Here is a 26000-nt window from a genome sequence, read left to right on the forward strand (position 1 = left end):
GGGCAGGGCGAACCCCGACGCGCGGCCGCGCGTCGGGGCCCCTTTCATCCTGTTCTCGGCGGCCTCCGGTTCCGCGATCAGATGTTCTTCGCCCTGGCGTACTCGGCCGCTCCGCCCGCGAAGTCGTAGACCACGACCTGTTCGTCGCCCACCACCCAGGCGTCGTGTCCGGGGGTGGCCACGAAGAGGTCGCCGGGACCGGCCTCGGCCTCGGTGCCGTCGTCCATCCGCAGGCGCAACCTGCCCCTGAGGACGTATCCGTTGTGGTGAGCCTCGCACGACTCGGTGCCGGCGATCGGCTTCACCGACTCCGACCAACGCCATCCGGGCTCGAATGTGGCCACGCCGAAGCTCAGCCCCGGGAGGTGGAACACGTCGATGTGTCCCATGGGAAAGTCCCGGCGCTCGTCCGGCTTGTCGGTGCTCCTAATGTCAAGCATGATCCATCCCCCCTTCCCCCTCACCTCCGAGTCTTCCACCGCCGGCGGTGTCAATCAAGGTCGTTCGCAGCCGTTGACCTGCGATGACGCCCCCGAAAGGCAGAACGGTGGACGGCGGTCCCGGTGGTCTCCTCCGGATAGGGCGAGAGCCGTACGGCCTCCTCGACGCGCATCCGGCCCGCCGTCACCTCCCGGCAGAGCTCGGCGAGCGCGGCGATCTCGGCGCGCTGGGCCGCGACGAACCCCCGGTCCACCGGATCGCCGTGGCCGGGCACCACAACCCCCCCACCGCTTCCGCCCTCGCCTCCGTGGTCCTCGCCGCTCTTGACGGTCTCGCCGAGCAGTCCGAGCAGCCCGTCGACGGCGGCCGGCCAGTGCAGGGGATAGGCGTCCTCGTAGGCGGGCGGCGCGCCGTTCTCCACCAGGTCGCCGGCGAAGACCACGCCGGCGTCCGGCACTCCGACCGCGAGATCGTGGCCGGAGTGGCCGGGGCCGAAGTGGGCCAGGACGACGGCACGTCCGCCCACGGTCAGTTCCACCCGGTCGGTCACCAGCCGGTCCGGCAGCACGATCTCCGTTCGCGCGATGTCGTCGGCGATGTCGGCGCGGCCCCGCTCCCGGTACCACCGCGCCCAGACGTCCTTCGCCTGGGCTCCGGTTGCGGCCAGGTCGGTCCGGCAGCCCTCCTGCGCCCAGACGGGGCACCCCAGGAACGGCCGCGTGCCGAAACTGTGGTCGAAGTGCGAATGGGTGATCACCACGGTCCACGGCTCCCGGGTGACCCGCCGCACCGCGGCGGCGAGCTCCGCGCCCTGCCGCTCATCGCCCCGGGTGTCGACCACCAGGCAGCCGCCGTCACCCACGACCAGCCCCACGGACAGGTCCAACTCGGCGTACCGCCGTACCAGCACCCGGTCGGCCACCTCGATCCAACGTCCTTCCACACACCGCATTGTCCTACGGCTCCTCTCCGCGGACCGGTTCCATCACCCGGCTCCAGAGCGCCCCTCCGCAGCCCGGTCGCGCGCCCTGCTCCGCCCCGGTCCCGCCCCCGGTCTCTGGTCCGGCCCGCGGCCTGATCCTCGGCGGTCCGGCCCCGTGCCGGAGCGCCGGCACCCGGCCGCCTACACCGCTCCGTTCCGCCAAGAACTCATTGACAGACGTTGGAGATGGCGAAAAGCGTGGATCGGCGGCCAAAGCCGGATTCTCGTTACCCTCTCCAGGAGATCCTCGTCGGCGTCTCCCGAAATCAATCGGACCGGCCGGTTCCACGGGCCGCCGATCGCCCACCGGATCCGTGCCCGACGCGCGACCTGACTCGCGGCCGGCGCGGAGGCCGGCCTGTCCCGATCGCCTTTCACCCATGTGAGGGATCTCCGAATGACAGCCAACCTCATGTGTGCCGCCCCGAGCCCGGTGGGACTCCTCCGGTCCCGGACAGCGGGTGTCACGTTCGTCCTCGTGCTGGGTGTGCTGCTCGCCGGGCAGGCGGGCGCCCACGCCGCGCGAGCGCCGCTGGACTCCCCGGCCGCCGCGGCCACGGTCATCCCCGGCTCTCCGGCCCCGCCGTCCCCCTCTCCCGTGTCCGCGTCCGTGACCACCGCCCGGCCCTCGCCCGCACCGGCCGCCAGGCCACGGGACGGCGGGCACGTCAGGCAGATTCGCCACCGGCACCGCGACAGGCTGGACTGCATGGAGCGGTGGTACACCAAATGTGAGCGGAGGACATCCCGCCGGTGACGCGGACAGTTCGGTAATCCGGCGCCGTCACGCGCCTCACACCGTGACAGCCCGGGTCCCGGGTCACACGCCGCGTCCGGTGAGCGCGGACGAACGCCTCCCGGACAGGGCCGACTTCATCCCGTTGAGAACACCGTGGCCGGTCAGGCCAAGAGCCGTGCCCCAGCCGGGAGGCGTTCACCTGCACCCTCACCGTCAGGCCAGGACTCGGCCGACCATGCGGGCGTACATCCGGCCGGGGCTGGGGATCGACGGCGGGTTGAGGAAACCGGGCAGCATCGGCAGGCTCACCGCGAAGGGCTGCAGCCGCTCGTAGAGGGTGTCGGCCCCCCGGGGGCGCCGGTCGGGGTCCTTCTCCAGGAGGTCCTGGAGAAGCCGGTTCAGCCCCGCGGGGACGCCGGGGACGGCGGGCGGGCGCTCCTTGACCTGGCGTTCGAACACGGCGTACTCCGTGGGCCCGGTGAACAGCTGCTCGCCCGTCAGCATCTCGTGGATCACGCAGCCCAGGGCGTAGAGGTCGCTGCGCGGACTGGCGAGGCCGCTCTGGATCTGCTCGGGAGCCATGTAGGACGGGGTGCCGAGGATCTGGCCGACCCGGGTGAACTGCGCCGAATCCGCCTCGCGCAGCATGGCGAGGCCGAAGTCGAGGACCTTGACGCTGCCGTCCGGGCAGAGCATCAGGTTGGTCGGCTTGAGATCTCGGTGGTAGATGGAGAGCGCGTGGGCGGCGGACAGCACCGCGCACGCCTGGGCGGCGATCGCGGCGGCCCACGGGACCGGCAGCGGGCCGTGCTCGCTGAGCAGGTCGGCCACGGTCACACCGGCGATGAACTGCATGACCTGGAACAGCCGGTGCTCGAAGGTGCCGAAGTCGTAGAGGACGGGGGCGCCGGGATGCTCCAGTTTCGCCAGGATGCGCGCCTCACGTAGAAAACGCCGCTTCAGCTCCTCGTCGGGGCCGGTGACGAGCCGCAGGAACTTGACGGCGACCTTGCGGTCGAGGTGCCGGTCATGGCCGCCGTAGACGGCGCCCATGCCGCCCTGTCCCAGGGGGAGGTCGTCGAGCACATATCGGTCGTCGATGACCATCCGGCTCTCCCACCCCCACGGGACATCACACCCCTTGGTCGCACGGCCGGAGATGGCCGTCAACCAGTCCGTCAAAGCCTAGCCGGATCAAGGTTTCCCCCAGTGCCGCCGTCTGACGCAGCCTGTCCTCCAGGGCGAACAGCTCGCGGAAGGCCGTTCCGTAACGTCGCTGGTCGGCGAGGGGGAGCATGGGCACCCGGGCCCGCCGTACGTCCAGGCGGCTGGAGCCGGGGTGGATCCGGGCCGCGTCGGCCGAACGGAGGAAGCCGGCGAGGAAGTCGGGGTCGAGCCGCTGCCGGTCCACCCGGTAGAGCGTGAGCTGCGGGCCGAGCGCCGCCCCGCTGCGGGTGATCACCCGGACCACCCCCAGGACGGTGGTCACCACGTCGCCCGGTCTGACCATGACCAGCGCCGGGTCCAGGACGGTCCCTCCCGACGGGGCCGTGCCCAGCACGGTGTCGTCGGTGGTCAGGACCGGCAGGGGGCCCTCGTCGGCGGACATCCTGGGGGGCGCCTGGAGGATCGTGATCAGCCCCGCCTTGGCCAGCTCGCCGACGGTGGTCGTCGGCAGGTCCTGCCGCTCGCCGAGCAGTTCAAGGGCCGGGGGGGCGTCCGACAGCGTGGCCGAGGTGTCCCGGAACATCTCCAGCGCCTCGGTGAAGTCCCGCGTGAAGTCCTGGCCGCCCTGCTGCGGACGGTGCCGTGCCGGGCTCAGGTCCACCTCGTCGTCGAGCAGGTCGATGATCCGCACGGTACGGCTCTCGCCGGACAGCTCGGCCTCGGGGTCGCCCAGGTAGGCCCGCCAGGCGGGCTCCACAACCGACAGGTCCTCGCCGGCGTCCACGACCAGAAGCTGTGAAGGGGGCCGCCCGCCGTCGGGGCGGCGGAGTAACCACAGGTCGGAGCCGCCGGGGCCCAGTGTCACCACGGCCCGCAGCGCCCCCGTGCGCAGCAGGTTGCCCCGGATTCGCTTGCCGGGACGGCGACCGGCCGCCGCGGTGGGCATCAGGATCGCCACCAGGCCGCCTGGCCGCACGTGGGCCAGGCAGTGCTGCACCCAGGCGAGCTCGGACTCCCCGCGCGGCGGCAGGCCGTACTCCCAGCGGGGGTCGCCGGTCAGCTCCTCGTAACCCCACGCGCGCTCGTTGAACGGGGGATCGCAGACCACGGCGTCGGCCGTCTTCCCGGCCAGGCCGTTCTCACGGAGCGAGTCACCGGCGACGATCCGCGCCCTGGATCCGCGCAGCAGCAGCCGGACGGCGGTGAGCAGCGCGTTCGTCTCGTTGATCTCCTGTCCGAGTGAGGAGTCCGCGTGCAGCAGGAGGGTGCCGACACCGCAGGCGGGGTCGAGGACGGTGCCGCCCTCCTGGGCGGCCAGCCGGTGCATCAGGGCGGCGACGTCGTCCCTGGTGACCGCGAGGCGGCGGGAGTGGGCCTCGACGTAGCGCTCGCAGAGGAATTCGAAGGCGTCCAGCGGCCCGTGCTCGGCGGCCAGCTCGGCCACCAGCCTGAGCAGCACCGGGTCGTCCAGCCGGGGGTCGGCGGAGCCGGGAAGGTCGGCCGTCGCCGTGGCCAGGCCGGTCAGCGAGCGGGCGCCGTGCTCGCGCCAGGCTCCGGGCTCGCGGTGCAGGAACAGCAGGAACACGCCGACTTTGCCCACCAGGTCGCCCAAGCGCAGGTCGTCGACGGAGGTGCGCAGCCGCTGCCAGACCAGGTCGCCCAGGGAGACCTCGAAGGGCTTGCCGTTGCGGCGCAGCCAGGAGGCGACCTCGGGCAGGGAGAACAGGGGGCTGGAGGTGGTTCCGCCCACGGGCTGGGGGAAGTCGTCGTGGCGGCGGCGCCAGTTGCTGACCGCGGCACGGCCGACGGCGGCGAGCCGGGCGATGTCGCCCGCGTTCACCGTGATGTCCTGGCTCTCCTCCATACTGGGCCACAGTAGTTGACTGTGCCGCAACGGTCTACAACAGGTTTGCTTGTGAAGTGCTTCAACCAATGCTTTACTGCCTTCATGGCACTGAACGAAGCCCTGGCACTGCGTTACGCCGCCCGCTCGGATGTCGGCGTCCGCCGTGAGGCGAACGAGGACTCGGGTTACGCGAGCGCGCGCCTGCTCGCCGTAGCCGACGGCATGGGCGGTCACGCGGGTGGAGAGGTCGCCAGCTCACTGGCGATCACGGCCATGGCGGCGTTGGACGAGAGCCTTTCACGGACCGGCGTCGACCTGGTGGCCACCATCAGGGACACGGCGAGGGACGTCAACCACGCGCTGCGCGAGATGAGCGAGCACGACCCCACGTTGCGCGGCATGGGCACCACCCTGACCGCCATGCTCTGGGAGGGCGCCACCTTCGCGCTGGCCCACGTCGGCGACTCCCGCGCCTACATGCTGCGCGACGGCGCCCTCTACCAGATCACCCACGATCACACCCTGGTCCAGTCGCTGGTGGACGACGGGCGGATCACCCCGGAGCAGGCCGCCGAGCATCCGCGCCGCTCCATGGTGCTGCGGGTCCTGGAGGGCACCGGCGACGGCGAGCTGGACCTGTCGCTGCGCGAGGCACAGCGAGGCGACCGCTACCTGCTCTGCTCCGACGGCCTGACCGGCGTGGTCGGCCCGGAGACCCTGTTCAACACGCTGAGCGACATCGACGACCCCGCCGAGGCCACCAGATGGCTCATCGACCTGGCCAACCGGGGCGGCGGCCCCGACAACATCACCTGCATCGTGGCCGACTTCGGCAGTCACCCCGCCTCCACCGAGCGGTCCGTCGTGGGCGCGGCCACCGAGCGGAAACTGACGCCCTGACGGGGCGGCGGCCGTGCCCGTCACGCGGGGGAGCCGCCACGCCCCCACGGTCACGTCGGTCAAAGGGCCGTTTCCGTCACGCGGGGGAGCCCGTCCGGCCTACCAGGTCCTGCCGGTGATGCGCTCGTACGCCTCGATGTAGCGCGCCCGGGTCGCCTCGACGATCTCCGAGGGAACCTCGGGGGCGGGCTCCTTCCTGTCCCAGCCGGTCCCGTCGGCCCAGTCGCGGACGAACTGCTTGTCGAACGCGAACTGCGGCCGGCCGGGCTCCCAGTCGTCGGCGGGCCAGAACCGTGAGGAGTCGGAGGTGAGCACCTCGTCGCCGAGCACGAGCGTCCCGTCGGACGCCCAGCCCAGCTCGATCTTCGTGTCGGCGATGACGATGCCGCGCTCGCGCGCCAGTTCGGCGCCGCGGCCGTAGACCTCCAGGGTGATCCGGCGGAGTTCGGCGGCGACCTGGGCGCCCTCCTGGGAGACCACGTCCTCGAAGGTGATGAACTCGTCGTGCTGCCCGAGCGGGGCCTTGGTGGTGGGCGTGAAGATCGGCTGGGGAAGCCTGGAGCCCTCCACCAGGCCGGCGGGGAGCGCCACCCCGGAGACCGAGCCGTTCGCCAGGTACTCCTTCAGCCCCAGACCCGCGAGGTAGCCGCGGGCGATGCACTCGACCTGCACCATGTTCAGCCGCCGGCACCGTACGGCGCGGCCCTCGAACTCGGCCGGTACGTCGGTGGCGGAGACGACATGGTTGGGCACGATGTCCGCGAGCTGCTCGAACCACCACAGCGAGAGCCGGGTGAGGACCTTCCCCTTGTCGGGGATCGGCGTGGGCAGGACGACGTCGTACACCGACACCCGGTCCGAGGCCACGAGGATGACGTCCCCCCGGTCCTCGTACACGTCGCGGACCTTCCCGGAGTGGAGAAGCTTCACTGGTGTTCCTCAACCGTTCTCTCTGGCGTTGCTGGTGCGCGGGGCGGGAACAGAGTAGTCGGCGACCTGGTGGTTCCCGAAACAGGGGTGGTTTCGGCCGCGTCGGATCCGGCTCAGATCCAGCTCCGCAGCAGCATCCGCGCGCTCCACCGCCCCTGCGCGACGATCTCGCCGCTGAGCACCGGGTAGAGCCACCACAGGTTGGCCAGCGCCGCCACGGTGAACACCCCCACCACCGCCCAGCCGACGGCGCGCCGCCGGGCGGGCGCGCCCCGGGGGCCAATGAGCAGGCCCGCGGCGAGGGTCAGCGCGAGCGTCATGAAGGGAAGCAGCGGTGCCATGTAGAACAGGAACATCGTCCGGTTGTCGATGAGGGCGTAGTAGAGCCACGGCAGCCAGCCGGCGCCGTAGGCGAGCAGTATCGCCCCGGCGCGCCAGTCGCGGGCGCCGACGTACCAGACGATCATGGCGATGAGCGCGGCGAGCGCGCCGTACCAGATCACCGGGGTGCCCACCCCCAGCACCGCCTGCGAGCAACCGCCGGTACCGCACGCGCCCTTGGGCGTCTGGTAGTGAAAGGCCACCGGGCGCAGCAGCAGCGGCCACTGCCAGGGCTCCGACTGGTAGGGGTGAGAGGAGGTCAGGCCGGTGTGGAAGCGGAGGGCCATCTGGTGGTAGCCGGCCCACGACCTGAGCGAGTCGAGGACGGAGTTGACCGGGTCCTGGGAGGCGGCCCGAGCCCAGTTGCGGCCGTAGCCCAGGGGGGAGAGGAACCAGCCGGTCCAGGAGGCCAGGTAGGTGAGCGCCGGGATCACGCCCATGGCGAACAGGGCGGCGGGAGCGCCGGCGGTGAGGGCGCCCCGGCGAGGTCTGGGCGTGCCGGCGGCGCGGCGCGCGCCGACATCCCACGCCGACGACATGACGGCGAAGGCGATCAGGAAGAAGACCCCCGACCACTTGACCGCGCAGGCGGCGCCCAGGCACAGGCCGGCGGCGATCCGCCAGGGGCGCGTTCCGAGCCAGGTACGCGTTCCGGGCCAGGTGCGCGTTTCGAGCCTGGGGCCGCCGGCGGCCGGTGGCGTGGATCCCCACAGGGCGGCCGGGCGCCCCCCGGCACGATCGCGGTCGAGCACCAGGCAGGCGAACCCGGCCAGCACCCAGAACATCAGGAAGACGTCCAGTAGCGCGGTGCGGGAGAGCACCAGATGTAGTCCGTCCAGGGCGAGCAGCAGCCCGGCCAGGCAGCCCAGCGGCGTCGAACCGGTCATCCGGCGGGCCACCCGCGCCAGGATCAGGATCGACAGCACACCGGTCAGGGCGGCGGCGAAACGCCACCCGAACGGGTCCGCGCCGAACAGCCACTCCCCGGCCCCGATCATCCACTTGCCCAGGGGTGGATGCACCACGTACTGCGGGCAGGGGGCGGCGTCGGGCGGCGTGCAGTGCACCCAGATGTCGGTGTTCCCGGCGAGGAGGCGGTCGTCGGCGGTGTGCTCGGTCGCGGTGCCCAGCGCCGTCCGCTCGACCCCGAAGGTGATCAGCGACAGCCCTTCCTTGGCGTAGTAGGTCTCGTCGAACATCACCGCGTGCGGTCTGCCCAGCTGGTTGAAGCGCAGAGCCGCGCCGAAGGCCGCCACCAGCAGCGGCCCGGCCCATCCCCGCACCGCGGCGCCGCGCGTCCGCGGGGCCGGCCGATCGGCCGCGGGGCGGGCCGCCGGGTCGGCCGGCCCCGGGGAGGGTGATGACCGCGGGGGGCCGGATGGGCCGTCTCGCGTGCCGCTCGTGGGCATCCCGGTCTCATCCCGGTCCTTTTCCAAGGATGCTCCCCTTCCGTCATCGGGCTGCGAGTGAAATTACTCCTTTAATGGAGATTTCGGCGCATTTATCCGAGAACGGACCTTGCGGGGAAGGGGGACCGCCCGGGGTGGGCGGACACGCGAAAGCCGGGGCGTGGAGGCGGGCGCCCCGGTGCCCCGGCTTCCGGGTGAGCGGGTCAGGCGGGGCGGGTGATCATGTAGGCCAGGCCGACGAGGACCACCACCGGGATAAGCCACACGATCGCCTCAATGGCGAATTCCTTGTACACGACGGACATCCCTCCGGGGTGACGATCGGTGAGGAGAGCAGAGCACCGACGATAGCGCCTGCTCTTCGCCGCGACCAGAACGGGCCGGGTCTTGCCGGCGAGAGGTCCGGTGAACGGTTCCACGGGTGTTTCCATGGGCGTTTCCGGATAGGACATGGAAGACTAAGGGGGATTTACTGGGAAAAAGGGGATCTGTCGAGAAAGGAGTTAGGAGGGGTTGGCCGAGCCGACCACCACGGGGGTGTCCGGGGCGGGCCCCTCGACCACCTCCGCGACCACGCAGGTGATGTTGTCCGGGCCGCCGGCGTCGCAGGCCAGCTCGATGAGCCGCCGGGTCACCTCGCCGAGGTCGTCGACCTCGGCGAGCACGTGACGGAGCCGGTCGGCCTCCACCACCCCGGACAGGCCGTCGGAGCAGAGCAGGTAGCGATCGCCGATCTCGGCGTCGCGCAGAGTGAGGTCGGGATCGACGGCGTCGCCGCCGTCCAGGACCTGGAGCAGGATCGACCGGTGCGGATGCCGGGCGGCCTCCTCGGCGGTGATGCGGCCGTCGTCCATCAGCGTCTGGACCAGGGTGTGGTCATAGGTGATCTGGTAGAGGTCGCCGTGGCGGAGCAGGTAGGCGCGGGAGTCGCCGATGTGGGCGAGGGCGACCCGCAGGCCGTCCCAGAGCATCAGGGTCAGGGTGGTGCCCATGCCGGTCAGCGAGGGATCCTGCTCGACGAGCTCGCGCAGCCGCTGGTTGGCCTTGCGGACCCCGGCCTCGGCCGCGGCGAACAGGTCCGCCGGGCACTCGTCGTCCAGCGGGGCCACCGTGGCGATCGCCGCCGAGCTGGCGACCTCTCCGCCCACGTGGCCCCCCATGCCGTCGGCGACGGCGAGCAGCCGGGGACCGGCGTAGGCCGCGTCCTCGTTGCCCTGGCGGACCCGGCCGACATCGGAGCCGGCCGCATACCGGAGCGTGATCATCTGCGCACCACTGGAACGTCGAGTTGCACGAGCAAGTCGCTTTCGGGCAGTCGGGATGGGCATGGGCGAACCGAGATGTTCCACAATCCACTGAACACCATGGTGACGCAAGCGGCCTGGGCAAGTGTTGCCGGATCCGTTGACAGCCGTGGTGGCGCGTAAGCTGTCTCGGCGGCCCGCAGTGTGCCGCGGGCCCCCACCCCTCGCACGGCTAGGAGACCAGGAGATGACCGCGATCACTCAGGAGGCGGTACGGCGCCGCACGTTCGCGGTGATCAGCCACCCGGACGCCGGTAAGTCGACCATGACCGAGGCCCTCGCGCTGCACGCCTCCGCGATCAGTGAGGCCGGAGCCGTGCACGGCAAGGCGGGGCGCCGCGGCGTGACCTCCGACTGGATGGACATGGAGAAGGCCAGGGGCATCTCCATCACCTCGGCGGCGCTCCGGTTCGAGTACCGCGGCCACATGTTCAACCTGGTCGACACCCCCGGCCACGCCGACTTCTCCGAGGACACCTACCGGGTGCTGGCCGCCGTCGACTGCGCGGTCATGCTGCTGGACGCGGCCAAGGGCATGGAGCCGCAGACCCTGAAGCTGTTCGAGGTCTGCCGGCACCGCCGGATCCCGGTGATCACCTTCGTCAACAAGTGGGACCGGCCCGGCCGTGAGGCGCTGGAGCTGCTGGACGAGATCCAGGAGAAGACCGGTCTGCGGCCCACCCCGATCACCTGGCCGATCGGCACCGGCGGCTTCTTCCACGGGGTGGTGGACCGCGCCGCCGACCAGGCGGTTCGCTACACCCGCACCCCCGGCGGAGCCACCAAGGCCATCGAGACCGCGCTCACCGCCGATGAGGCCCTGGCCGAGCTGGGCGAGGACTGGGAGCGGGCCAAGGACGAGGTGGACCTGCTCTCGGCGATCGGCTCCGACCACGACCAGAAGGCGTTCGAGGCGCACGAGTCCACCCCCGTGCTGTTCGGCGCGGCCCTCAACAACTTCGGGGTCGGCCGCCTGCTCGACGCCATGGTCGACATCGCCCCGGCCCCCGCGCCCCGTCCCGACGCCAAGGACGTGCCGCGCCCGCTGGAGCGGCCCTTCTCCGGCCTGGTCTTCAAGGTGCAGGCCAACATGGACCCCTCGCACCGCGACCGGATCGCGTTCGTCCGGGTCTGCTCGGGCCGTTTCGAGCGCGGCATGGTGCTGACCCACGCGGCGACCGGCCGCCCCTTCGCCACCAAGTACGCCCAGTCGGTCTTCGGGCAGGAGCGTGCCACCATCGACGAGGCGTTCCCCGGTGACGTCGTCGGGCTGGTGAACGCCACCGCCCTGCGCCCCGGTGACACCCTCTACGACGGCTCGCCGGTCGAGTTCCCCAGGATCCCGAGCTTCGCGCCCGAGCACTTCTGGACGGTCCGCTGCCGTGACTCCAGCCGGGCCAAGCAGTTCCGCAAGGGCATCGACCAGATGGAGGCGGAGGGCGTCGTGCAGGTCCTGCGCTCCGACATCCGGGGCGACCAGTCGCCGGTGCTCGCGGCGGTCGGCCCGATGCAGTTCGACGTGGTCAAGCACCGGCTGGCGGGCGAGTTCAACACCGAGATCGCGATGGACCGGCTCGACTTCAGCCTCGCCAGGATCACCGACGCCGCGTCCGCGCCGGTCCTGGCCCGCCAGCGGGGTGTGGAGGTCTTCACCCGGTCGCTCGACGGAGAGCTGCTGGCGCTGTTCAGCGACGAGTGGCGGATGCGCGGTGTGCTCCGCGACCACCCCGATCTGGTGCTCAGGGCGCTGCTCGCCGACACCCGCGGCTGAGGTCCGCCTCCCCGGCGAGTGACCGTCCCATCCCGGGGGCCCCATCCGGCCCCGGTCCGGACTCGGCTCAGCCCCGGCTCAGACCCGCAGCCACCGATGGCGGTCCAGGAACGCGCGCCCGCCGGCGGCGTACTCGGCGAAGGCGCGCTGGACCGCCTCGACGCCGGAGACGTGGGTACGGAGCATCACGTCCTTCACGCTGTCCTTGTATTCCAGCTCATACCCCGAGATCTCCGGTGACGTCTGGATGAAGTGCTCACCGAAGACGACCAGCGCGGTGAAGGGGTTCTGCGGCGACATGGTGGTCAGCGCGTCGGCGACGAGCCCCGGGTCGGGGTCGACGACGATCATCCCGTCGCCGGTGCGCAACTGCATGCCCGGGTGGACGCCCGGCGGCGCCGGGTTGTGCACCAGGTGCCGTTGCGGGTCGTAACAGACCAGCCCGCACTCCCGGGCCAGGGCGAAGACCTCGCCGGACACCTCGTCCGACCGCTCCGGCTCCACGGTGACCAGGGCGTGGGCGGGGGAGACCGGCCTGGCCCAGGGCAGCCGCGCGACGAACGCCGCCACCCCGGGGTGCGGTTCCGCGTCTCCGGGCTCCCGGCCGCCGAGGGCCCGAAAGACGCGCTCGGCGTCCTCCCTGGTGATCGGCGTGGGCTCGTGCCAGACGGCCAGTTCGAAGCTCATCGAAACTCCTTGAGTGTGGAGACCTCCGCCTTCGGCCGTGGGGAGGACGTCGAGATCCCATCATCCCGCCGGTGGTCCTTCCCGCCGGCCGGTGGCCTCCCGACGCCGGCTCCGGTTCCCCCCAGCGGACACCCGGCCTCCCCGGCGGTGGGTGTCCGGTGAGCCGGCTCGCCGACGATGCCCCGCCGGGGTCGCCCCGATCGTCGCCGCCGCGAGGGGTTCAAGGATTTCCCCGCATCGGGAATTTCTTGAATCCGCCCACTCTTCACTTATAGCACTTATAGCACTTATAGCACTTATAGCACTTATAGCACTTATAGCACTTATGGGAACGCCTGCACTGGCCGTGCACCCCGGTCAGACGTCGAACACCCCGGTCTTCGCGGCCTCGATGAAGGCCCGCCATTCCTCCACGGTGAACGACAGAACCGGTCCGGCTCCGCCGTTCTTGCCGTCCCTCACCCCGATCCGGCCGTGCCCCGAGGCGACCTCGACACAGTTTCCGTTGTTGCACCCCGACCGCCAGATGGCTCCATGGAACTGCGAGCCGCCGTCCATGTGTTTCCTCCCGGAAAGATTGACAACTCTTCCACAGAAGAGCGCCGCGCCAGGGGAATTATAGTTCACTTTCACGCCGAGGGCCTGGGATTTTTCGATGCCGCCTCTCGCGGGGCGAGCGCCCAGCGGGTGCCGGGAAGAACAGAACGGCACTTCCGGGATCTTCCTTCGGTGCCGTTCGACGACTGTTTCACCCCCCTTGTGAGGGGCTGGGGCTAAAGGCCGAGGCTTCCGTCCTTGATCCCGTCTATAAAAGCCCGGAACTCGGTCACGCCGAACTCCAGGACCGGCCCACTCTTATTCTTGCTGTCACGAATGCCTACGCCTCCGCCGGGTATTCTGGCGATTTCGACGCAGGAGCCGTTATTGCACCGGCTTGAGACCTGCCACTCAAGAGTGGAGAACTCGGCAGGTTTGGAAGACGTCATCGTCTCTCCGTGATAATTTGTTGGGAATGGTTTCTTAAATGACGGTCCACGACGATCAGGCCGCGAACCCGTCGTGTGCCCTCGCGATGCGGATCGCCGACTCCTGTGGGCTCAGCGCCACCGCGCGAAGATGGTTGAGCGTCTCCCGGAAACGCTCAAGTTCTTTGGCCTTCTCCAGATAAAAACTGCCCATCAAGGTGTCGAGGTATATTGTGTCCCCGATCGTCGGGTCGGAGAACTCCAATAAGATGAAAGCACTGTCGAACCCCATGTGGGCGCCGACGGTGAAAGGAATGACCTGGATGGTCACATGAGGTAGTTCGGAGGCCTTTTCAAGGCGTTCCAATTGCCTTCTCATGACACCGGCCCCGCCCACGTGGCGATGGAGCACGGATTCGTCGAGGAGAACCCAGTATTTCGGCGGACGCGGGCCGTACATGCGTTCCTGGCGTCTCAGCCGGTAGGTGACCCGCTCCTCCAGAACGTCGGTGTCTATCCCCGGAAGGAATCCCCTGATGACCGCGCGGGCGTAGTCCTCGGTCTGCAGCAGCCCGGGGACGGTCGTGGTCTCATACTCGGAGATCGACGTGGCGTCGATCTCCAGGCCGAGGAACGAGCGGAAGTCGACGTCCTCCGTCTCCTGCCACCACACCTGCTGTTTGGCCTCGCGCGCGAGGGTCATCAGGGCGTCGATCTGAGCCTGATCGGTCACCCCGTAGAAGAGGCAGAGGTCGCGCACGTCCCTGGGCAGCGCGCCGCGCTGCGCGGTCTCGATGCGGCTGATCTTCGCCGGTGAGCATTCGAGCTGCTCGGCGGCCTCCCTGATGCTCTTCCCCGCCTGCTCGCGGAGCTCCCGCAGGCGGCCGGCCAGCTGCCGACGGCGCAGAGTGGGGTTGGTTCCGGCCATCGGCGCTTACCTCTTCTTTTTGATGACGCGGACGCTCCCGCCTCACTTTGGGGAGTCTTCCCAGGTCGGGGCGGTGGTAACAGTCAAACAGCAACATCCTGTGGCAACCTCATAAGGTAACCGCCGCAGGTACATTCCTGTGGCAATTGCCAATGATAGTCGCCGATGACGTAAGACAGAGTAAAAGGGAGGTAGGCCAAAGGACGAACCTTCAAGGAGGTGACGGTCCTTGAGGAAAGGCATCCACGGCATCGGGGTCCGGATCGGTATCAGGACCGCCGTACGGAGCTTACTGATCATTTACCTGAGAGCACTGGACAACTGGATCTTCTGGGAACCCGACGCCTTCGCCTGGGTCCAGGAGTGGCAGATCGGCCGGAGGCGGCTGTTTCGCCGGAACTACCGGGACGCCAGGTTCGCAGCCCTGCTGGAGTGCGGCCTGTGCCGCGGAGAGGGGTACGGCGAGGCGCGCGGAGGCGGCCTCGGCGAGGGGGACGACAAGGAAGACGATGAGGGGGCGGCCGATCTACCGGCCGGCGCGCGTCTCGGCGGCGAGGGTGGAGGGCCCGGCCGCGAGATCGGTACGGGGGGCGCGGAGGATCTGGGGGCGGCGGCGAGGACGGGGAGGACGGAGGTCACGGAGACCGTGACGATCACGGGGGGCGCGGGGAGGACGGGGGCCACGGCGAGGACGACGATTACGGCGAGGACGGGGGCCGCGAGGAGGACGGGGAGAACCGGGGGCATGGCGAGGACGGGGAGGACGGGGGTCATGGAGACCGTGACGACCACGGGGAGCGCGGGGAAGAAGAGCTGCCCGCTCTGCGACGGCACCGGGAGGATCGACCGGCTCCAGCCGTGAAAACCGCGCCCGCCCGCGGCGGTCGCCGGGCGCGGCACGGGGACCCCGGGCACCGCACAGGGACGAAAGGCTAGTATCTGCCCAGTTCGTGAGCGAGGTGGCCGGATGGACTTTCGTGTGCTGGGGCCGGTCAGTGTGATCGCCGACGGTGGGACACCGCTGGACATCGGGCCCTACCAGCAGCGGGCGGTGCTGGCCCTGTGCATGCTCGCCGCCCCCCGCCCGGTCGGGATGGGCCGGATCGTCGACACGCTCTGGGAGGACGGGCCGCCCCCCGGAGCGGTCAACACCGTGCAGGCCTACGTCTCCAAGCTCCGCCGCGTCCTCGAACCCGGCCGGCGGCGCCAGGTGCCCCCCGCGATCCTGGTCAGCGGGCCGGGGGGCTACGCCCTGGACATCCCCGGCACCGCGCTCGACCTGGCCAGGGTCCACCGGCACGCGGCCGAGGGCAGGCGGCTGAGCGCGGAGGGCGACCACGGGGCCGCCGGCCGGGAGCTGCGGCTGGCGCTGGCGGAGTGGCGGGGGGAGCCGCTCGCCGACTTCGGCGGCGCCCCCTGGGCCGGGGAGGAGATCGCCCGGCTGGCCGAGCTCAGGCTGGCCCTGCGGGAGGAAGTGTCCGAGGCGGATCTGGCGCTCGGCCTGGGGGCCGCGCTGACCGGCGAGCTGGCCCAGCTGGTCGCCGCCCACCCGTTCAGGGAGCGGCTCCGCGTGCTCGGCGCCCACGCCCTCTACCAGGCAGGACGGCAGGCCGACGCGCTGGCCGTGCTCGCCGAGGGGCGCAGGCTGCTGGTGGAGGACCTGGGCCTGGACCCCGACCCCAGGGTCAGGGAGATGGAACGGCGCATCCTCGCCCAGGATCCCGCGCTCACTCCGCGGCCCCGGGCCGCGGCGGTGACGGCGGTACGGCAGTCCGGGCTGGTCGGCAGGGACGCCGAGACCGAGGTGCTCGAACAGGCGGTCACCGGTGAGGGGCACCGGGTGACGCTGCTGGCAGGGGAACCCGGAATCGGCAAGACCAGCCTCGCCGAGCAGGCCGCCGAGACCGCGCGGGCCGGGGGGCGCCGGGTGGTCTGGGGGCGTTGCTGGGACGGTACGGGCGCGCCGCCGTTCTGGCCGTGGACGCAGGCCGTACGGGAGCTGGTCGGCGGGGACACCGGGCCGGGCCGGCTCACCGGGGCCGGGCGGTTCCAGCTCTACGAGGCGTTCGCCCGGCTGCTGAACGAGCACGGCCGGGTCCTGGTCGTCCTCGACGACCTCCAGTGGGCGGACGCCTCATCGCTCCGGCTGCTGGAGTTCCTCGCCTCCACCCGGCTCTGCCCGGACCTGACCGTGGTGGCGACCTACCGCGACACCGACGTGCGGCCCGGCGGGGCGCTGGACCGGGTGCTCGGCGCGCTGGTACGGCTGCCGCACGTGCGCCGCCTCCCGCTGCGGGGGCTCGGTGAGCGGGAGGTCCGCGAGTATCTCGGCCGGGCCGGCGCCGACCCCGGCCGGGCCGGGGAGATGGGCAGGCTGACCGCGGGCAACCCGTTCTTCCTGGGGGAGATCCTGCAACTGGGCGAGACCCCCGAGGCGCTGTCCGACGTCGTGCGCGGCCGGATGGCCGGCCTGCCGCCGGACACCGAGGAGGTGCTGACCGTCGCGGCCCTGCTCGGCAGGGACGCGGCGACGGACATCCTGATCGAGGTGGTGGAGCTGCCCGGGGACCGGGTGCTCGACATCGTCGACGCCGCGGTCCGGGCCCGGCTGCTGGTCGAGGGCGAAGGGCCGGTCTGCCGCTTCGTCCACGACATCGTCCGTGACGTGCTGCGCGGGGCGCTGCCGCCGCTGCGCAGGCGGCGGCTGCACGCCAGGATCGCCGAGGTGCTCGAACGGCGGAGCGGAACCCGTCTCACCGAGATCGCCCACCACTACCGCGAGAGTCTGCTCACCGCCCGGATGGCCGGCAAGGCCATCGGCTACACCCGGCGCTCGGCGGCCCAGGCCACGGCGCAGTTCGCCCACGAGGACGCGGTGGAGGACCTGGAGCAGGCGATCGCGATGGTCGGCCGGCTCCCCAGGACCGATGACGCGCTCCGCTGCGACCTCCTCCTGGACCTGGCCGAGGCGCAGGCGGCGGCGGGGATGAGCATCGCGGCCCACGTGTCGCTGGAGGCCGCCGCGGAGATCGCCGAGGGGCTCGGCGACGACAGCCGGCTGGCCAGGGCGGCGCTGGGCTTCTCCGACCCGATCTCCCTGGCGATGTACGAGGAGGTGACCGGTATCGACCGGCTCGCCGAGCGCATCGACCGGGTCCTGGCCTCCGGCCTGGCCGAGGGCTCGCCCTGGCGGGCCCAGCTGCTCGCCGCCGCCGCGCTGACCGGGTCCACCGCGAGAACGGTCGAGCGGAGTACGGCGATGGCGGATGAGGCGGTGCGGCTGGCCCGTCGTACCGGCGACGACCGGACCCTGGCCAGGGCGCTGATCGTCCAGGAGCTGCTCTCCAGGACCGGCCACGACCACGGCCACAGGCAGTCGATCGTCGACGAGATCACCGAGATCGGCCGCCGTACCGGCGACCTGGCCACCGAGTGGATCGGCCGTGAGACCGCGTATGTCGAGCTGATCGCCCAGGGCAGGACCGAGCGGGCTCCCGAACTGCTGGCCTGGCTCGGCGAGACCGCGGACCGGCTCCGGCTGCCGTCGATGGTCAGCCTGGCGGCTTGGCAGCGCGCGGTCCACGCCTACCTGGGCGGGCGTTTCACCGAGGCGCTGGCCGCGGCCGAGGAGTCCGCCGCGGCCTACCCGGAGGGCGCTCTGGGCCGTGACGACGGGGAGCTCCGGCGCGGGGTGTTCCGCTTTCTCGCCGCGAGGGCGCGGGGCGCGGCGGCCGAGGCGCTCGCGGTGGCCGACGAGATGCTCGGCCGACGACCGGGCCAGCGGCCCTGGCGGATCCTGAGGTGCCTGGCGCTGATCGACCTGGACCGGGCGGACGAGGCGCGCGCCGTCTTCGCCGACCTCGCCGGGGACGGTTTCGCGTCCCTGGGCCCCGACCTGGCGTACCGGTTCACGGCGGACGCCGTCAGTGAGATCTGCGTGGCGCTCGGAGACGTGGCCGCCGGGCGGATCCTGTACGGCAGGCTCGTCCCCGGCGCGGGCCGCCTGCTGGGCTGGTCGGTGGCCGACCTGTGCCTGGGGCGGCTCGCCCTGCTGGACGGCGACCGGGAGCGGGCCTCGGCCCACCTTCGGGCCGCCGAGGAGTTCGTCCGCCGGGCCGGGGCGCGGGTCTACCGGCCCGCGCTCCGCGCCCTGCGGGAGTCTCCCGCCGGCCACCTCGGCTAACTCGGCCCGCCCGGCCGGGTAATCCGGGGTAATCCGATCCGGGCGCGCGGATCGGGTTACCCCGGAAGGCAGGGCGTCCCCTCCCGGTGCTCTCCGAAACTCCCTTTCGTGGAACTCCCGTGTCGCGCCGGCGCCGTGCCGGTCCGAGCGGTCAATGTTGTTTCCCAGGGCCAGGTTCAGGCGGCGCGTGCGCATAGTCGGCGGAACATGGGGCATGTCTCGCCACCGGGTACCTGACCACCGCGAACGTTCGAGAGAGGAGGAAGGGGCTCTACTCCCACGCCTGAGGGCGAGGGGCTCCGCCCTGGATTCCCGATGACTGAGATCTGGCCCGGTGACCCCTATCCTCTGGGAGCCACCTACGACGGCGCGGGGACCAACTTCGCGCTCTTCAGCGAGGTCGCCGAGCGGGTCGAGCTGTGCCTGTTCGACGAGGACAACCGGGAGACGAGGGTCCCGTTCACCGAGTGCGAGGGGTATGTCTGGCACGGCTACCTGCCGGGGGTGGGCCCCGGCCGGCGGTACGGCTACCGCGTGCACGGCCCGTACGACCCGGAGCGCGGCCCGAGGTGCAACCCCGCCAAGCTCCTGCTCGACCCCTACGCCAAGGCGGTGGAGGGGGACGTGCGGTGGGACGAGGCGGTGTACGACTACCGCTTCGGGCAGCCGGACAGCCGTAACGACAAGGACTCGGCCCCGTTCGTCCCCCGCTCCATCGTGATCAACCCGTTCTTCGGCTGGGGACACGACCGGCCGCCCGCCACGCCGTACCACGACACGGTGATCTACGAGGCCCACGTCAAGGGCCTGACCGTCGGCCATCCGAGGATCCCCGAACGGATCCGCGGCACCTACGCGGCGATCGGCCACCCGGAGATCATCGATCATCTGACGGCGCTCGGGGTGACGGCGATCGAGCTGATGCCGGTGCACCAGTTCGTCACCGACCACGTCCTCACCGAGCGGGGCCTGACGAACTACTGGGGCTACAACAGCATCGGCTTCTTCGCCCCGCACAACGCCTATTCGAGCACCGGCCAGCGCGGCGGGCAGGTACTGGAGTTCAAGGCCATGGTCAAGGCGCTGCACGAGGCGAACATCGAGGTCATCCTCGACGTGGTCTACAACCACACGGCCGAGGGCAACCACCTGGGGCCGACGCTGAGCATGCGGGGGATCGACAACGCCCACTACTACCGGCTGGTCGAGGACGACAGGCGGTACTACATGGACACCACGGGCACCGGCAACAGCCTGTTCATGCGCTCCCCGCACGTGCTTCAGATGATCATGGACTCGCTCCGCTACTGGGTCATCGAGATGCGCGTGGACGGGTTCCGGTTCGACCTGGCGGCCACGCTGGCGCGGGAGCTGCACGAGGTGGACCGGCTGAGCGCCTTCTTCGACCTGGTCCAGCAGGATCCGGTGCTCTCGCAGGTCAAGCTCATCGCCGAGCCGTGGGACGTCGGACCCGGCGGCTACCAGGTCGGCAACTTCCCCGCCCGGTGGACCGAGTGGAACGGCATGTACCGCGACACGATCCGCGACCTGTGGCGGGGCGAGCCCGCCTCGCTGCCGGAGTTCGCCTCCCGGCTGACCGGCTCCAGCGACCTCTACCAGGACGACAGCCGCCGCCCGGCCGCCTCGATCAACTTCGTCACCTGCCACGACGGGTTCACCCTGCGGGACCTGGTGTCCTACAACGACAAGCACAACGAGGCCAACGGCGAGCAGAACCGGGACGGCACCGACGACAACCGCTCCTGGAACTGCGGCGCCGAGGGGCCCGCCTCGCCCGCGATCGAGGCCCTCCGCGAGCAGCAGAAACGCAACTTCCTGACCACCCTGTTCCTGTCGCAGGGCGTGCCGATGATCTCCCACGGCGACGAGCTGGGCCGCACCCAGCAGGGCAACAACAACGTCTACTGCCAGGACAACGAGCTGAGCCGGGTGGACTGGTCCGACGTCCGGGAGAACCGGCTTCTGCTGGAGTTCACCCGGCGGCTGGCCAGGCTCCGCGCCGGCCACCCGGTCTTCCGGCGGCGCCGCTTCTTCTACGGCCGGCCGGTACGGGGCTCGGAGGACGACCTCGGCGACATCGCCTGGCTCACCCCGCAGGGGGAGAAGATGACCGACGCCGACTGGAACGTGGGCTACGCCAAGTCACTGGCGGTCTTCCTGAACGGCGACGCCATCACCGAGCCGGACCGCAGGGGGCGGCGCATCACCGACGACTCGTTCCTGCTGCTGTTCAACGCCCACCACGACGTCATCGAGTTCACCGTCCCCAAGGACTACGGCGAGACGTGGGTGACGGAGATCGACACGGCGATGCCGGTCGCGGAGGACACGCCGGCCTGCCGGGCGGGAGAGGCGGTGCCGGTGGCCGGCCGGTCGGTGCGGGTGCTGCGGCGTGTCTGAGGCGACGAAGAGGCCGCTGTCGACCTACCGGATTCAGCTCACCCCCGACCTCGGCTTCGCCGAGGTGGCCGCGCTCGCCCCCTACCTGCGGGACCTGGGGGTGAGCCACGTCTACCTGTCGCCGATCCTGCAGGCGGTGCCGGAGTCGCGGCACGGCTACGACGTGACCGACCACACCCGGATCCGGGAGGAGTTCGGCGGGATCGAGGGGCTGCGGGCGCTGTCGGCGGTGCTGACCGCGCACGGGCTGGGCGTCGTCGTGGACATCGTGCCCAACCACATGACGATCCCGGTGCCGGAGCCGGGCAACCGGCCACTCTGGTCGGTGCTGAGGGACGGGCCGGCGTCGCCGTACGCGTCGTGGTTCGACATCGACTGGACCGGCGGCAAGGTGAACATGCCGGTGCTCGGCGACTTTGTCGATCCGGTGGTGGACGGCGACCTGCTGCGCTACCACGACCACGTGTTCCCCTTCCCCGACACCCACTACCGGCTGGTCGACTGGCGGGCCGGACCCGGCTACCGGCGGTTCTTCGACGTCTCCTCGCTGATCGGGCTGCGGGTGGAGGACCCCGCGGTGTTCGACGCCACCCACCGGGTGATCCTGGGGCTCGTCCGGGAGGGGATCGTCCACGGCCTGCGGGTGGACCACCCCGACGGGCTGGCCGAACCGCGCGGCTACCTCGCCAGGCTCCGCGGCGCCTCGGGCGTGTGGACCGTGGCGGAGAAGATCCTCGTCGGCCCCGAACGGCTGCCGGACGACTGGGACTGCGACGGCACCACCGGCTACGAACTGCTCAACCGGATCACCGGGCTGTTCGTGGACCCGGCCGGGCGGCGGCCACTGGTGGACCTGTTCGTCACGCTCACCGCCATGCCGCGCGACTACGCCACGGTGGTCCGGGAGTCCAAGCGGGAGGTCCTCGACCTGTTCTTCACCGCCGAGATCGACCGGCTGCACGCCGTCGTCGGCTCCGACCGCGAGACGCTGGTGGAACTGCTGGCCGCGATGCCGGTCTACCGGGCCTACGCGGTGCCGGGGGAGCCGGTGCCCGAGGTCTCGGCCGCGATCGTCGAGGCGGCCGGACTCCTGGCCGCCTCCCGGCTCCCCGAGGGCGCCCCGGTCGAGGAGGTCGTCGACCGGGTGCTGTACGGCCCGGCCGAGGCGGTCATTCGCTTCCAGCAGACCTGCGGGCCGGTCATGGCCAAGGGGGTGGAGGACACCGCCCTCTACCGGTGGTACCCGCTGGCCTGCCTCAACGAGGTGGGCGGGGAGCCGGACCGGTTCGGCGAGCCGGTGGAGGAGTTCCACGCCTTCTGCCGGGAGATGCCGCCGGGCACGATGACGACGCTGTCCACCCACGACACCAAGCGCTCCGAGGACGTGCGCGCCCGGCTGGCCGTGCTGTCGGAGCTGCCCGAGGAGTGGGCGGCGGCGGTGGGGGAGTGGTCGTCCAAGGTGTCTTTCGATCCGGCCCTGGACTATCTGGCCTGGCAGAACCTGATGGCCGCCTGGCCGATCGGCGGGGACCGGTTCTTCGAGTATCTGTTCAAGGCGGCCCGCGAGGCCAAGACCTCGATCTCCTGGGCCGCCCCCGACCCCGCCTACGAGCGGGGCCTGCGCGACTTCGCCGGCCGGGCCCTCGACGAGTGCGGCGCCGCCGTCGCGGACTTCGCCGCCGGGATCGAGCCGTACGCCCGGTCCAACTCCCTGAGCCAGAAGCTCGTCCAGCTCATGCTGCCCGGCGTGCCCGATCTCTACTGGGGCAACGAGATCACCGACTTCTCCCTCGTGGATCCGGACAACCGGCGCCCGGTGGACTTCGCGCGCCGCCGCCGGCTGCTCGCCTCCGGCGCCGGAGCCCCGGCGCGGGCGGCCTCGTGGGACGAGGCCAAACTGCTGGTCACCACCCAGGCGCTGCACCTGCGCCGGAGGCTGGATCCGGCTCTGCCGTACGTCCCGGTGGCCTCCGACGAGCACGCGATCGCGTTCGCGCGGGGGAATCGGGCGGTGGCGGTGGCCACCCGGCTGCCGGTGGGGCTGGCCCGGCGCGGCGGCTGGGGGAGCAGGACGATCATGTTGCCGCCCGGCCGGTGGCGGGACCTGCTCTCCGGTGCCGGGCACACCGGGCGGATCCCGCTCGCGCATCTGCTGTCCGCGCACCCCGTCGCGCTGCTGGAAAGGGAGTGATCCGTGTTCGAGGTCTGGGCGCCGCGGGCGGCGGCGGTGGACGTGGAGATCGGCGAGATCCGTCACCCGATGTCGGCCGGGGCCGGCGGCTGGTGGTCGGCGGAGGTGCCGGGCGCCGGACACGGAACCGACTACCGGTTCCGGCTGGACGGCGGCGAGGCGCTACCGGACCCGCGGAGCCGCCGGCAGCCCGAGGGGATCTTCGGCCCCAGCCGGGTCTACGAGCACGACCGGTTCGTCTGGGGCGACGACCTGTGGCGCGGGCGCGACCTGCCGGGTTCGGTGATCTACGAGCTGCACATCGGCGCCTTCACCCCGGAGGGGACCTTCGAGGCGGCGGCCGGGCGGCTCGACCACCTCGTCGAGCTGGGCGTCGACTTCGTCGAGGTCATGCCGGTGCCTCCGGTGCCGGGGACGCGCAACTGGGGCTACGACGGGGTGGACCTGTGGGCCGTCACCGAGAACTACGGCGGCCCCGACGGGTTCAAACGGTTCGTGGACGCCTGCCACCGGCGCGGGATCGGTGTGATCCTCGACGTCGTCCACAACCACCTCGGCCCGTCCGGTGACTTCCTGGCGCCGTTCGGCCCCTACTTCCACCCCACCGCCTCGTCCTTCTGGGGCAGGGCGGTCAACCTGGACGGTCCCGGCTCCGACGAGGTGCGCCGCTACTTCGTCGGCAACGCGCTCCAGTGGCTGCGCGACTACCACGTCGACGGCCTGCGGCTGGACGCCGTGCACGCGCTGCGCGACACGCGCGCGGTACACCTGCTGGAGGAGATGGCCGCCGAGGTGGAGGCGCTCTCGGCCGCCGTGGGCAGGCCGCTCGCCCTCATCGCCGAGTCCGACCTCAACGACCCCCGGCTGACGACCTCGCGCGAGGCCGGCGGGTACGGCCTGACCGCGAGCTGGAACGACGACGTCCACCACGCGCTGCACGTGGCGGTGACCGGCGAGCGGCACGGCTACTACGACGACTTCGCCGGGGCGCTGCCCAAGGTGCTGACCTCCGCCTACCACCACGACGGAACCTACTCGTCCTTCAGGGGCCGTTCCCACGGCCGCCCGGCGCGGCACCTGCCCGGCTACCGCTTCGTCTGCTGCGCGCAGAACCACGACCAGATCGGCAACCGCGCCGAGGGTGACCGGATGGCCCCCGAGGCGCTCCGGCTGGCCGCCGGGCTGCTGCTGACCTCCCCGTTCACCCCCATGCTGTTCATGGGGGAGGAGTGGGGGGCGCGCACCCCGTTCCTGTTCTTCACCGACCACGTCGAGCCGCGGCTGCGCGAGGGCGAGGCGGATCGGCGGCGGCGGGAGTTCGTCGGCTTCGGCTACGACGACTGGGCCGCCAAGGCGCCGGACCCGGGCGAGGAGCTGACGTTCCTGCGCTCCAAGCTCGACTGGACCGAGCTGGAGGACGACGCGCACCGGGCCCATCTCGACTGGTACCGGGCGCTGATCGCGCTGCGCCGCGCGCATCCGGAGCTGACGGACCCGAGGCTGGATCGGGTCGGGGCCGAGTACGGCGAGACCTGGCTGGTCGTGCACCGGGGGAGGCTCCGGATCGCCGCCAACCTCGGCCCGATCCCGCTCACGGTACGGCTCGCCCCCGGCCACGTCCTGCTGGCCTCGGATCCGGCGATCACCGCCCGGGGTGAGGAGCTGTTGCTGCCGCCCAGGTCCCTGGCGGTGCTGAGGATGGACTGAGCCCCCGGCCTCAGACGGGGACGTGGTTGCGGAGGCGGAGCTCCGGCGGGTAGGGCGCGAAGTAGGTCTGGTCCCGGACATACGCGGCGGCCTCGCCCAGCGCGTGGTGGCGGAGCAGGGCCGTCGGCACGCTCAGCGCCACCCGGCCGGCCCGGTAGGAGGCGATGACCTCCGTCAGGTCGGCCCGCCGGGCCGGATCCAGTGACTCCCCCATCATGCCCATGCAGTGCTGGAGCACGTTGACGTTCCGGCCGATGCTCGCCTTTCTGGCGAAGGCCGTGCCGAACACCCGCGCGTAGTCGGCGGCCAGCTCCAGGCGGGGACGCACCCCCGCCCGGGCGACCAGCCGGCCGGCCTCGCGGTAGAGGGCGGGGTCGTGGGCGAGCATCTGCATCTTGTGCCGGGAGTGGAAGGCGACCAGGTCGCGGGCGTGCCAGTCGCTCTCCAGCAGGGCGCGCAGCCGGGCGTGCGCGAAGATCCGCTCCACGAAGGTCTCACGGAGCAGCGCGTCGTTCAGCCGCCCCTCGTCCTCCACCGGCAGCAGCGGATGGGTGTCCAGGACGTGGGCGGCGAACAGGCCCCTGCCCCCGCGCTCCACGGCCGTCTCACCGGCGTAGACCGGGATGCCGTGCACCCCGCAGCTGGGGCTTCTTGACTTGAACACGTAGCCGTCCACGTCCAGGGCGCGCGCCCGCCGGGTGGCCAGCTCGGTCATCCTGTCGGTCAGGTCGGCCCCGGTCTTCCTGGTGACCAGGCGCGGTCCGGCGGTGGAGCGTTCGAGACGGAGGGTTTCGCGTGGGGTGCCGAGGCCGATCTCCATCTCCGGGCAGACGCGCACCCAGTCGACGTGGGCGTCCAGCTCTCCGCTGAGGAACCTGTCGCGGCTGTGCCCCCCGTTGAAGCGCACCGGCTCGCCCATGAGGCAGCTGGACACCGCGACCCGGGGCCTGACCGGCCCGTCCGGGTGGCCTGAACGGCCCGCGCGATCTGAGTGGTCTGTGCGGCCTGGATGGTCCGCGCGATCTGGGCGGCCTGGTTGGCCTGTGCC

21 protein-coding genes are annotated in these 26000 nt (G+C 71.4%); 8 read left to right on the forward strand and 13 right to left on the reverse strand.

The window, feature by feature from the left end; genetic code table 11:
- Positions 1–77: 77 nt before the first annotated feature.
- Together ABZ194_RS17375 and ABZ194_RS17380 are read right to left on the reverse strand one after the other, a co-directional pair.
- Positions 78–440 (reverse strand): cupin domain-containing protein, encoded by a 363-nt coding sequence (locus ABZ194_RS17375; RefSeq protein ID WP_355597273.1) that lies wholly within the window; start codon positions 438–440, stop codon positions 78–80.
- 50 nt (positions 441–490) lie between these two features.
- Positions 491–1393 carry an MBL fold metallo-hydrolase gene (locus ABZ194_RS17380; protein ID WP_355597274.1) on the reverse strand — a complete coding sequence of 301 codons (903 nt, stop codon included), beginning with the start codon at positions 1391–1393 and terminating at the stop codon, positions 491–493.
- Positions 1394–1820: 427 nt separating this feature from the next.
- Between ABZ194_RS17380 and ABZ194_RS17385 the strand changes: the two genes are divergently transcribed.
- Positions 1821–2180, forward strand: a complete 360-nt coding sequence (locus tag ABZ194_RS17385; RefSeq protein ID WP_355597276.1) for a hypothetical protein — start codon at positions 1821–1823, stop codon at positions 2178–2180.
- Between the two features lie 195 nt (positions 2181–2375).
- Here ABZ194_RS17385 and ABZ194_RS17390 read toward each other — a convergent pair whose 3' ends face one another.
- Both ABZ194_RS17390 and ABZ194_RS17395 read right to left on the reverse strand, forming a co-directional pair.
- Positions 2376–3269 (reverse strand): serine/threonine-protein kinase, encoded by an 894-nt coding sequence (locus ABZ194_RS17390; protein ID WP_355597279.1) that lies wholly within the window; start codon positions 3267–3269, stop codon positions 2376–2378.
- 25 nt (positions 3270–3294) lie between these two features.
- Positions 3295–5193 carry an N-6 DNA methylase gene (locus ABZ194_RS17395; RefSeq protein ID WP_355597281.1) on the reverse strand — a complete coding sequence of 633 codons (1899 nt, stop codon included), beginning with the start codon at positions 5191–5193 and terminating at the stop codon, positions 3295–3297.
- Between the two features lie 84 nt (positions 5194–5277).
- Here ABZ194_RS17395 and ABZ194_RS17400 point away from each other — a divergent pair, with 84 nt between their 5' ends.
- Positions 5278–6075, forward strand: a complete 798-nt coding sequence (locus ABZ194_RS17400) for a protein phosphatase 2C domain-containing protein (RefSeq protein WP_355597283.1) — start codon at positions 5278–5280, stop codon at positions 6073–6075.
- Positions 6076–6174: 99 nt separating this feature from the next.
- On the opposite strand, the gene ABZ194_RS17405 is transcribed toward ABZ194_RS17400, so the two are convergent.
- The 4 genes from ABZ194_RS17405 to ABZ194_RS17420 all read right to left on the reverse strand — a co-directional run bounded on the left by ABZ194_RS17405 (position 6175) and on the right by ABZ194_RS17420 (position 10060).
- Positions 6175–7005, reverse strand: a complete 831-nt coding sequence (locus ABZ194_RS17405) for a phosphoribosylaminoimidazolesuccinocarboxamide synthase (RefSeq protein WP_355597285.1) — start codon at positions 7003–7005, stop codon at positions 6175–6177.
- A 113-nt stretch (positions 7006–7118) separates the two neighbouring features.
- The gene (locus ABZ194_RS17410) at positions 7119–8669 is read right to left on the reverse strand and encodes a phospholipid carrier-dependent glycosyltransferase (RefSeq protein ID WP_355597287.1); all 1551 of its coding nucleotides are present in this window, start codon (positions 8667–8669) and stop codon (positions 7119–7121) included.
- 329 nt (positions 8670–8998) lie between these two features.
- Entirely contained in the window at positions 8999–9247 is a 249-nt protein-coding gene (locus ABZ194_RS17415; RefSeq protein WP_355597289.1) for a hypothetical protein, read from the reverse strand.
- Between the two features lie 51 nt (positions 9248–9298).
- Entirely contained in the window at positions 9299–10060 is a 762-nt protein-coding gene (locus tag ABZ194_RS17420) for a protein phosphatase 2C domain-containing protein (RefSeq protein ID WP_355597291.1), read from the reverse strand.
- A 226-nt stretch (positions 10061–10286) separates the two neighbouring features.
- On the opposite strand from ABZ194_RS17420, the gene ABZ194_RS17425 reads away from it, so the two are divergent.
- A complete protein-coding gene (locus tag ABZ194_RS17425; RefSeq protein WP_355597293.1) occupies positions 10287–11870 on the forward strand; it encodes a peptide chain release factor 3 in 1584 nt (527 codons plus the stop codon).
- A 78-nt stretch (positions 11871–11948) separates the two neighbouring features.
- Here ABZ194_RS17425 and ABZ194_RS17430 read toward each other — a convergent pair whose 3' ends face one another.
- The 4 genes from ABZ194_RS17430 to ABZ194_RS17445 all read right to left on the reverse strand — a co-directional run bounded on the left by ABZ194_RS17430 (position 11949) and on the right by ABZ194_RS17445 (position 14450).
- Positions 11949–12557: a hypothetical protein gene (locus ABZ194_RS17430; RefSeq protein WP_355597295.1), complete on the reverse strand. Its 609-nt coding sequence runs from the start codon at positions 12555–12557 to the stop codon at positions 11949–11951.
- Positions 12558–12914: 357 nt separating this feature from the next.
- Positions 12915–13115 (reverse strand): DUF397 domain-containing protein, encoded by a 201-nt coding sequence (locus ABZ194_RS17435; RefSeq protein ID WP_355597297.1) that lies wholly within the window; start codon positions 13113–13115, stop codon positions 12915–12917.
- A gap of 215 nt (positions 13116–13330) precedes the next feature.
- On the reverse strand, positions 13331–13543 hold the full coding sequence (locus ABZ194_RS17440; RefSeq protein ID WP_355597299.1) for a DUF397 domain-containing protein: 213 nt from the start codon (positions 13541–13543) through the stop codon (positions 13331–13333).
- A 55-nt stretch (positions 13544–13598) separates the two neighbouring features.
- Entirely contained in the window at positions 13599–14450 is an 852-nt protein-coding gene (locus ABZ194_RS17445) for a helix-turn-helix transcriptional regulator (RefSeq protein ID WP_355597301.1), read from the reverse strand.
- 229 nt (positions 14451–14679) lie between these two features.
- Here ABZ194_RS17445 and ABZ194_RS17450 point away from each other — a divergent pair, with 229 nt between their 5' ends.
- From ABZ194_RS17450 to treZ, 5 genes are all read left to right on the forward strand, one after another.
- Entirely contained in the window at positions 14680–15312 is a 633-nt protein-coding gene (locus ABZ194_RS17450) for a hypothetical protein (protein WP_355597303.1), read from the forward strand.
- Positions 15313–15417: 105 nt separating this feature from the next.
- A complete protein-coding gene (locus tag ABZ194_RS17455; RefSeq protein ID WP_355597305.1) occupies positions 15418–18633 on the forward strand; it encodes a BTAD domain-containing putative transcriptional regulator in 3216 nt (1071 codons plus the stop codon).
- A 315-nt stretch (positions 18634–18948) separates the two neighbouring features.
- Positions 18949–21054 carry a glycogen debranching protein GlgX gene (gene glgX, locus ABZ194_RS17460; RefSeq protein WP_355597307.1) on the forward strand — a complete coding sequence of 702 codons (2106 nt, stop codon included), beginning with the start codon at positions 18949–18951 and terminating at the stop codon, positions 21052–21054.
- A complete protein-coding gene (treY, locus tag ABZ194_RS17465) occupies positions 21047–23245 on the forward strand; it encodes a malto-oligosyltrehalose synthase (protein ID WP_355597309.1) in 2199 nt (732 codons plus the stop codon). Before glgX ends, treY begins: the two co-directional genes overlap by 8 nt.
- A gap of 3 nt (positions 23246–23248) precedes the next feature.
- On the forward strand, positions 23249–24952 hold the full coding sequence (gene treZ, locus ABZ194_RS17470; RefSeq protein ID WP_355597311.1) for a malto-oligosyltrehalose trehalohydrolase: 1704 nt from the start codon (positions 23249–23251) through the stop codon (positions 24950–24952).
- A gap of 10 nt (positions 24953–24962) precedes the next feature.
- Here treZ and ABZ194_RS17475 read toward each other — a convergent pair whose 3' ends face one another.
- Positions 24963–25886 (reverse strand): DUF523 and DUF1722 domain-containing protein, encoded by a 924-nt coding sequence (locus tag ABZ194_RS17475; RefSeq protein WP_355597313.1) that lies wholly within the window; start codon positions 25884–25886, stop codon positions 24963–24965.
- Between the last annotated feature and the right edge of the window lie 114 nt (positions 25887–26000).

It is taken from the genome of Streptosporangium sp. NPDC006007 (assembly GCF_040614315.1).
Classification (GTDB): Bacteria; Actinomycetota; Actinomycetes; order Streptosporangiales; family Streptosporangiaceae; genus Streptosporangium.

Excerpts from the sequence above, each read along its gene's own strand:
- ABZ194_RS17375 (WP_355597273.1), bottom strand. The coding sequence starts at position 440 with ATGCTTGACATTAGGAGCACCGACAAGCCGGACGAGCGCCGGGACTTT.
- ABZ194_RS17380 (WP_355597274.1), bottom strand. The coding sequence starts at position 1,393 with ATGCGGTGTGTGGAAGGACGTTGGATCGAGGTGGCCGACCGGGTGCTG.
- ABZ194_RS17385 (WP_355597276.1), top strand. The coding sequence starts at position 1,821 with ATGACAGCCAACCTCATGTGTGCCGCCCCGAGCCCGGTGGGACTCCTC.
- ABZ194_RS17390 (WP_355597279.1), bottom strand. The coding sequence starts at position 3,269 with ATGGTCATCGACGACCGATATGTGCTCGACGACCTCCCCCTGGGACAG.
- ABZ194_RS17395 (WP_355597281.1), bottom strand. The coding sequence starts at position 5,193 with ATGGAGGAGAGCCAGGACATCACGGTGAACGCGGGCGACATCGCCCGG.
- ABZ194_RS17400 (WP_355597283.1), top strand. The coding sequence starts at position 5,278 with ATGGCACTGAACGAAGCCCTGGCACTGCGTTACGCCGCCCGCTCGGAT.
- ABZ194_RS17415 (WP_355597289.1), bottom strand. The coding sequence starts at position 9,247 with ATGTCCTATCCGGAAACGCCCATGGAAACACCCGTGGAACCGTTCACC.
- ABZ194_RS17420 (WP_355597291.1), bottom strand. The coding sequence starts at position 10,060 with ATGATCACGCTCCGGTATGCGGCCGGCTCCGATGTCGGCCGGGTCCGC.
- ABZ194_RS17425 (WP_355597293.1), top strand. The coding sequence starts at position 10,287 with ATGACCGCGATCACTCAGGAGGCGGTACGGCGCCGCACGTTCGCGGTG.
- ABZ194_RS17430 (WP_355597295.1), bottom strand. The coding sequence starts at position 12,557 with ATGAGCTTCGAACTGGCCGTCTGGCACGAGCCCACGCCGATCACCAGG.
- ABZ194_RS17435 (WP_355597297.1), bottom strand. The coding sequence starts at position 13,115 with ATGGACGGCGGCTCGCAGTTCCATGGAGCCATCTGGCGGTCGGGGTGC.
- ABZ194_RS17440 (WP_355597299.1), bottom strand. The coding sequence starts at position 13,543 with ATGACGTCTTCCAAACCTGCCGAGTTCTCCACTCTTGAGTGGCAGGTC.
- ABZ194_RS17445 (WP_355597301.1), bottom strand. The coding sequence starts at position 14,450 with ATGGCCGGAACCAACCCCACTCTGCGCCGTCGGCAGCTGGCCGGCCGC.
- ABZ194_RS17455 (WP_355597305.1), top strand. The coding sequence starts at position 15,418 with ATGGACTTTCGTGTGCTGGGGCCGGTCAGTGTGATCGCCGACGGTGGG.
- glgX (WP_355597307.1), top strand. The coding sequence starts at position 18,949 with ATGACTGAGATCTGGCCCGGTGACCCCTATCCTCTGGGAGCCACCTAC.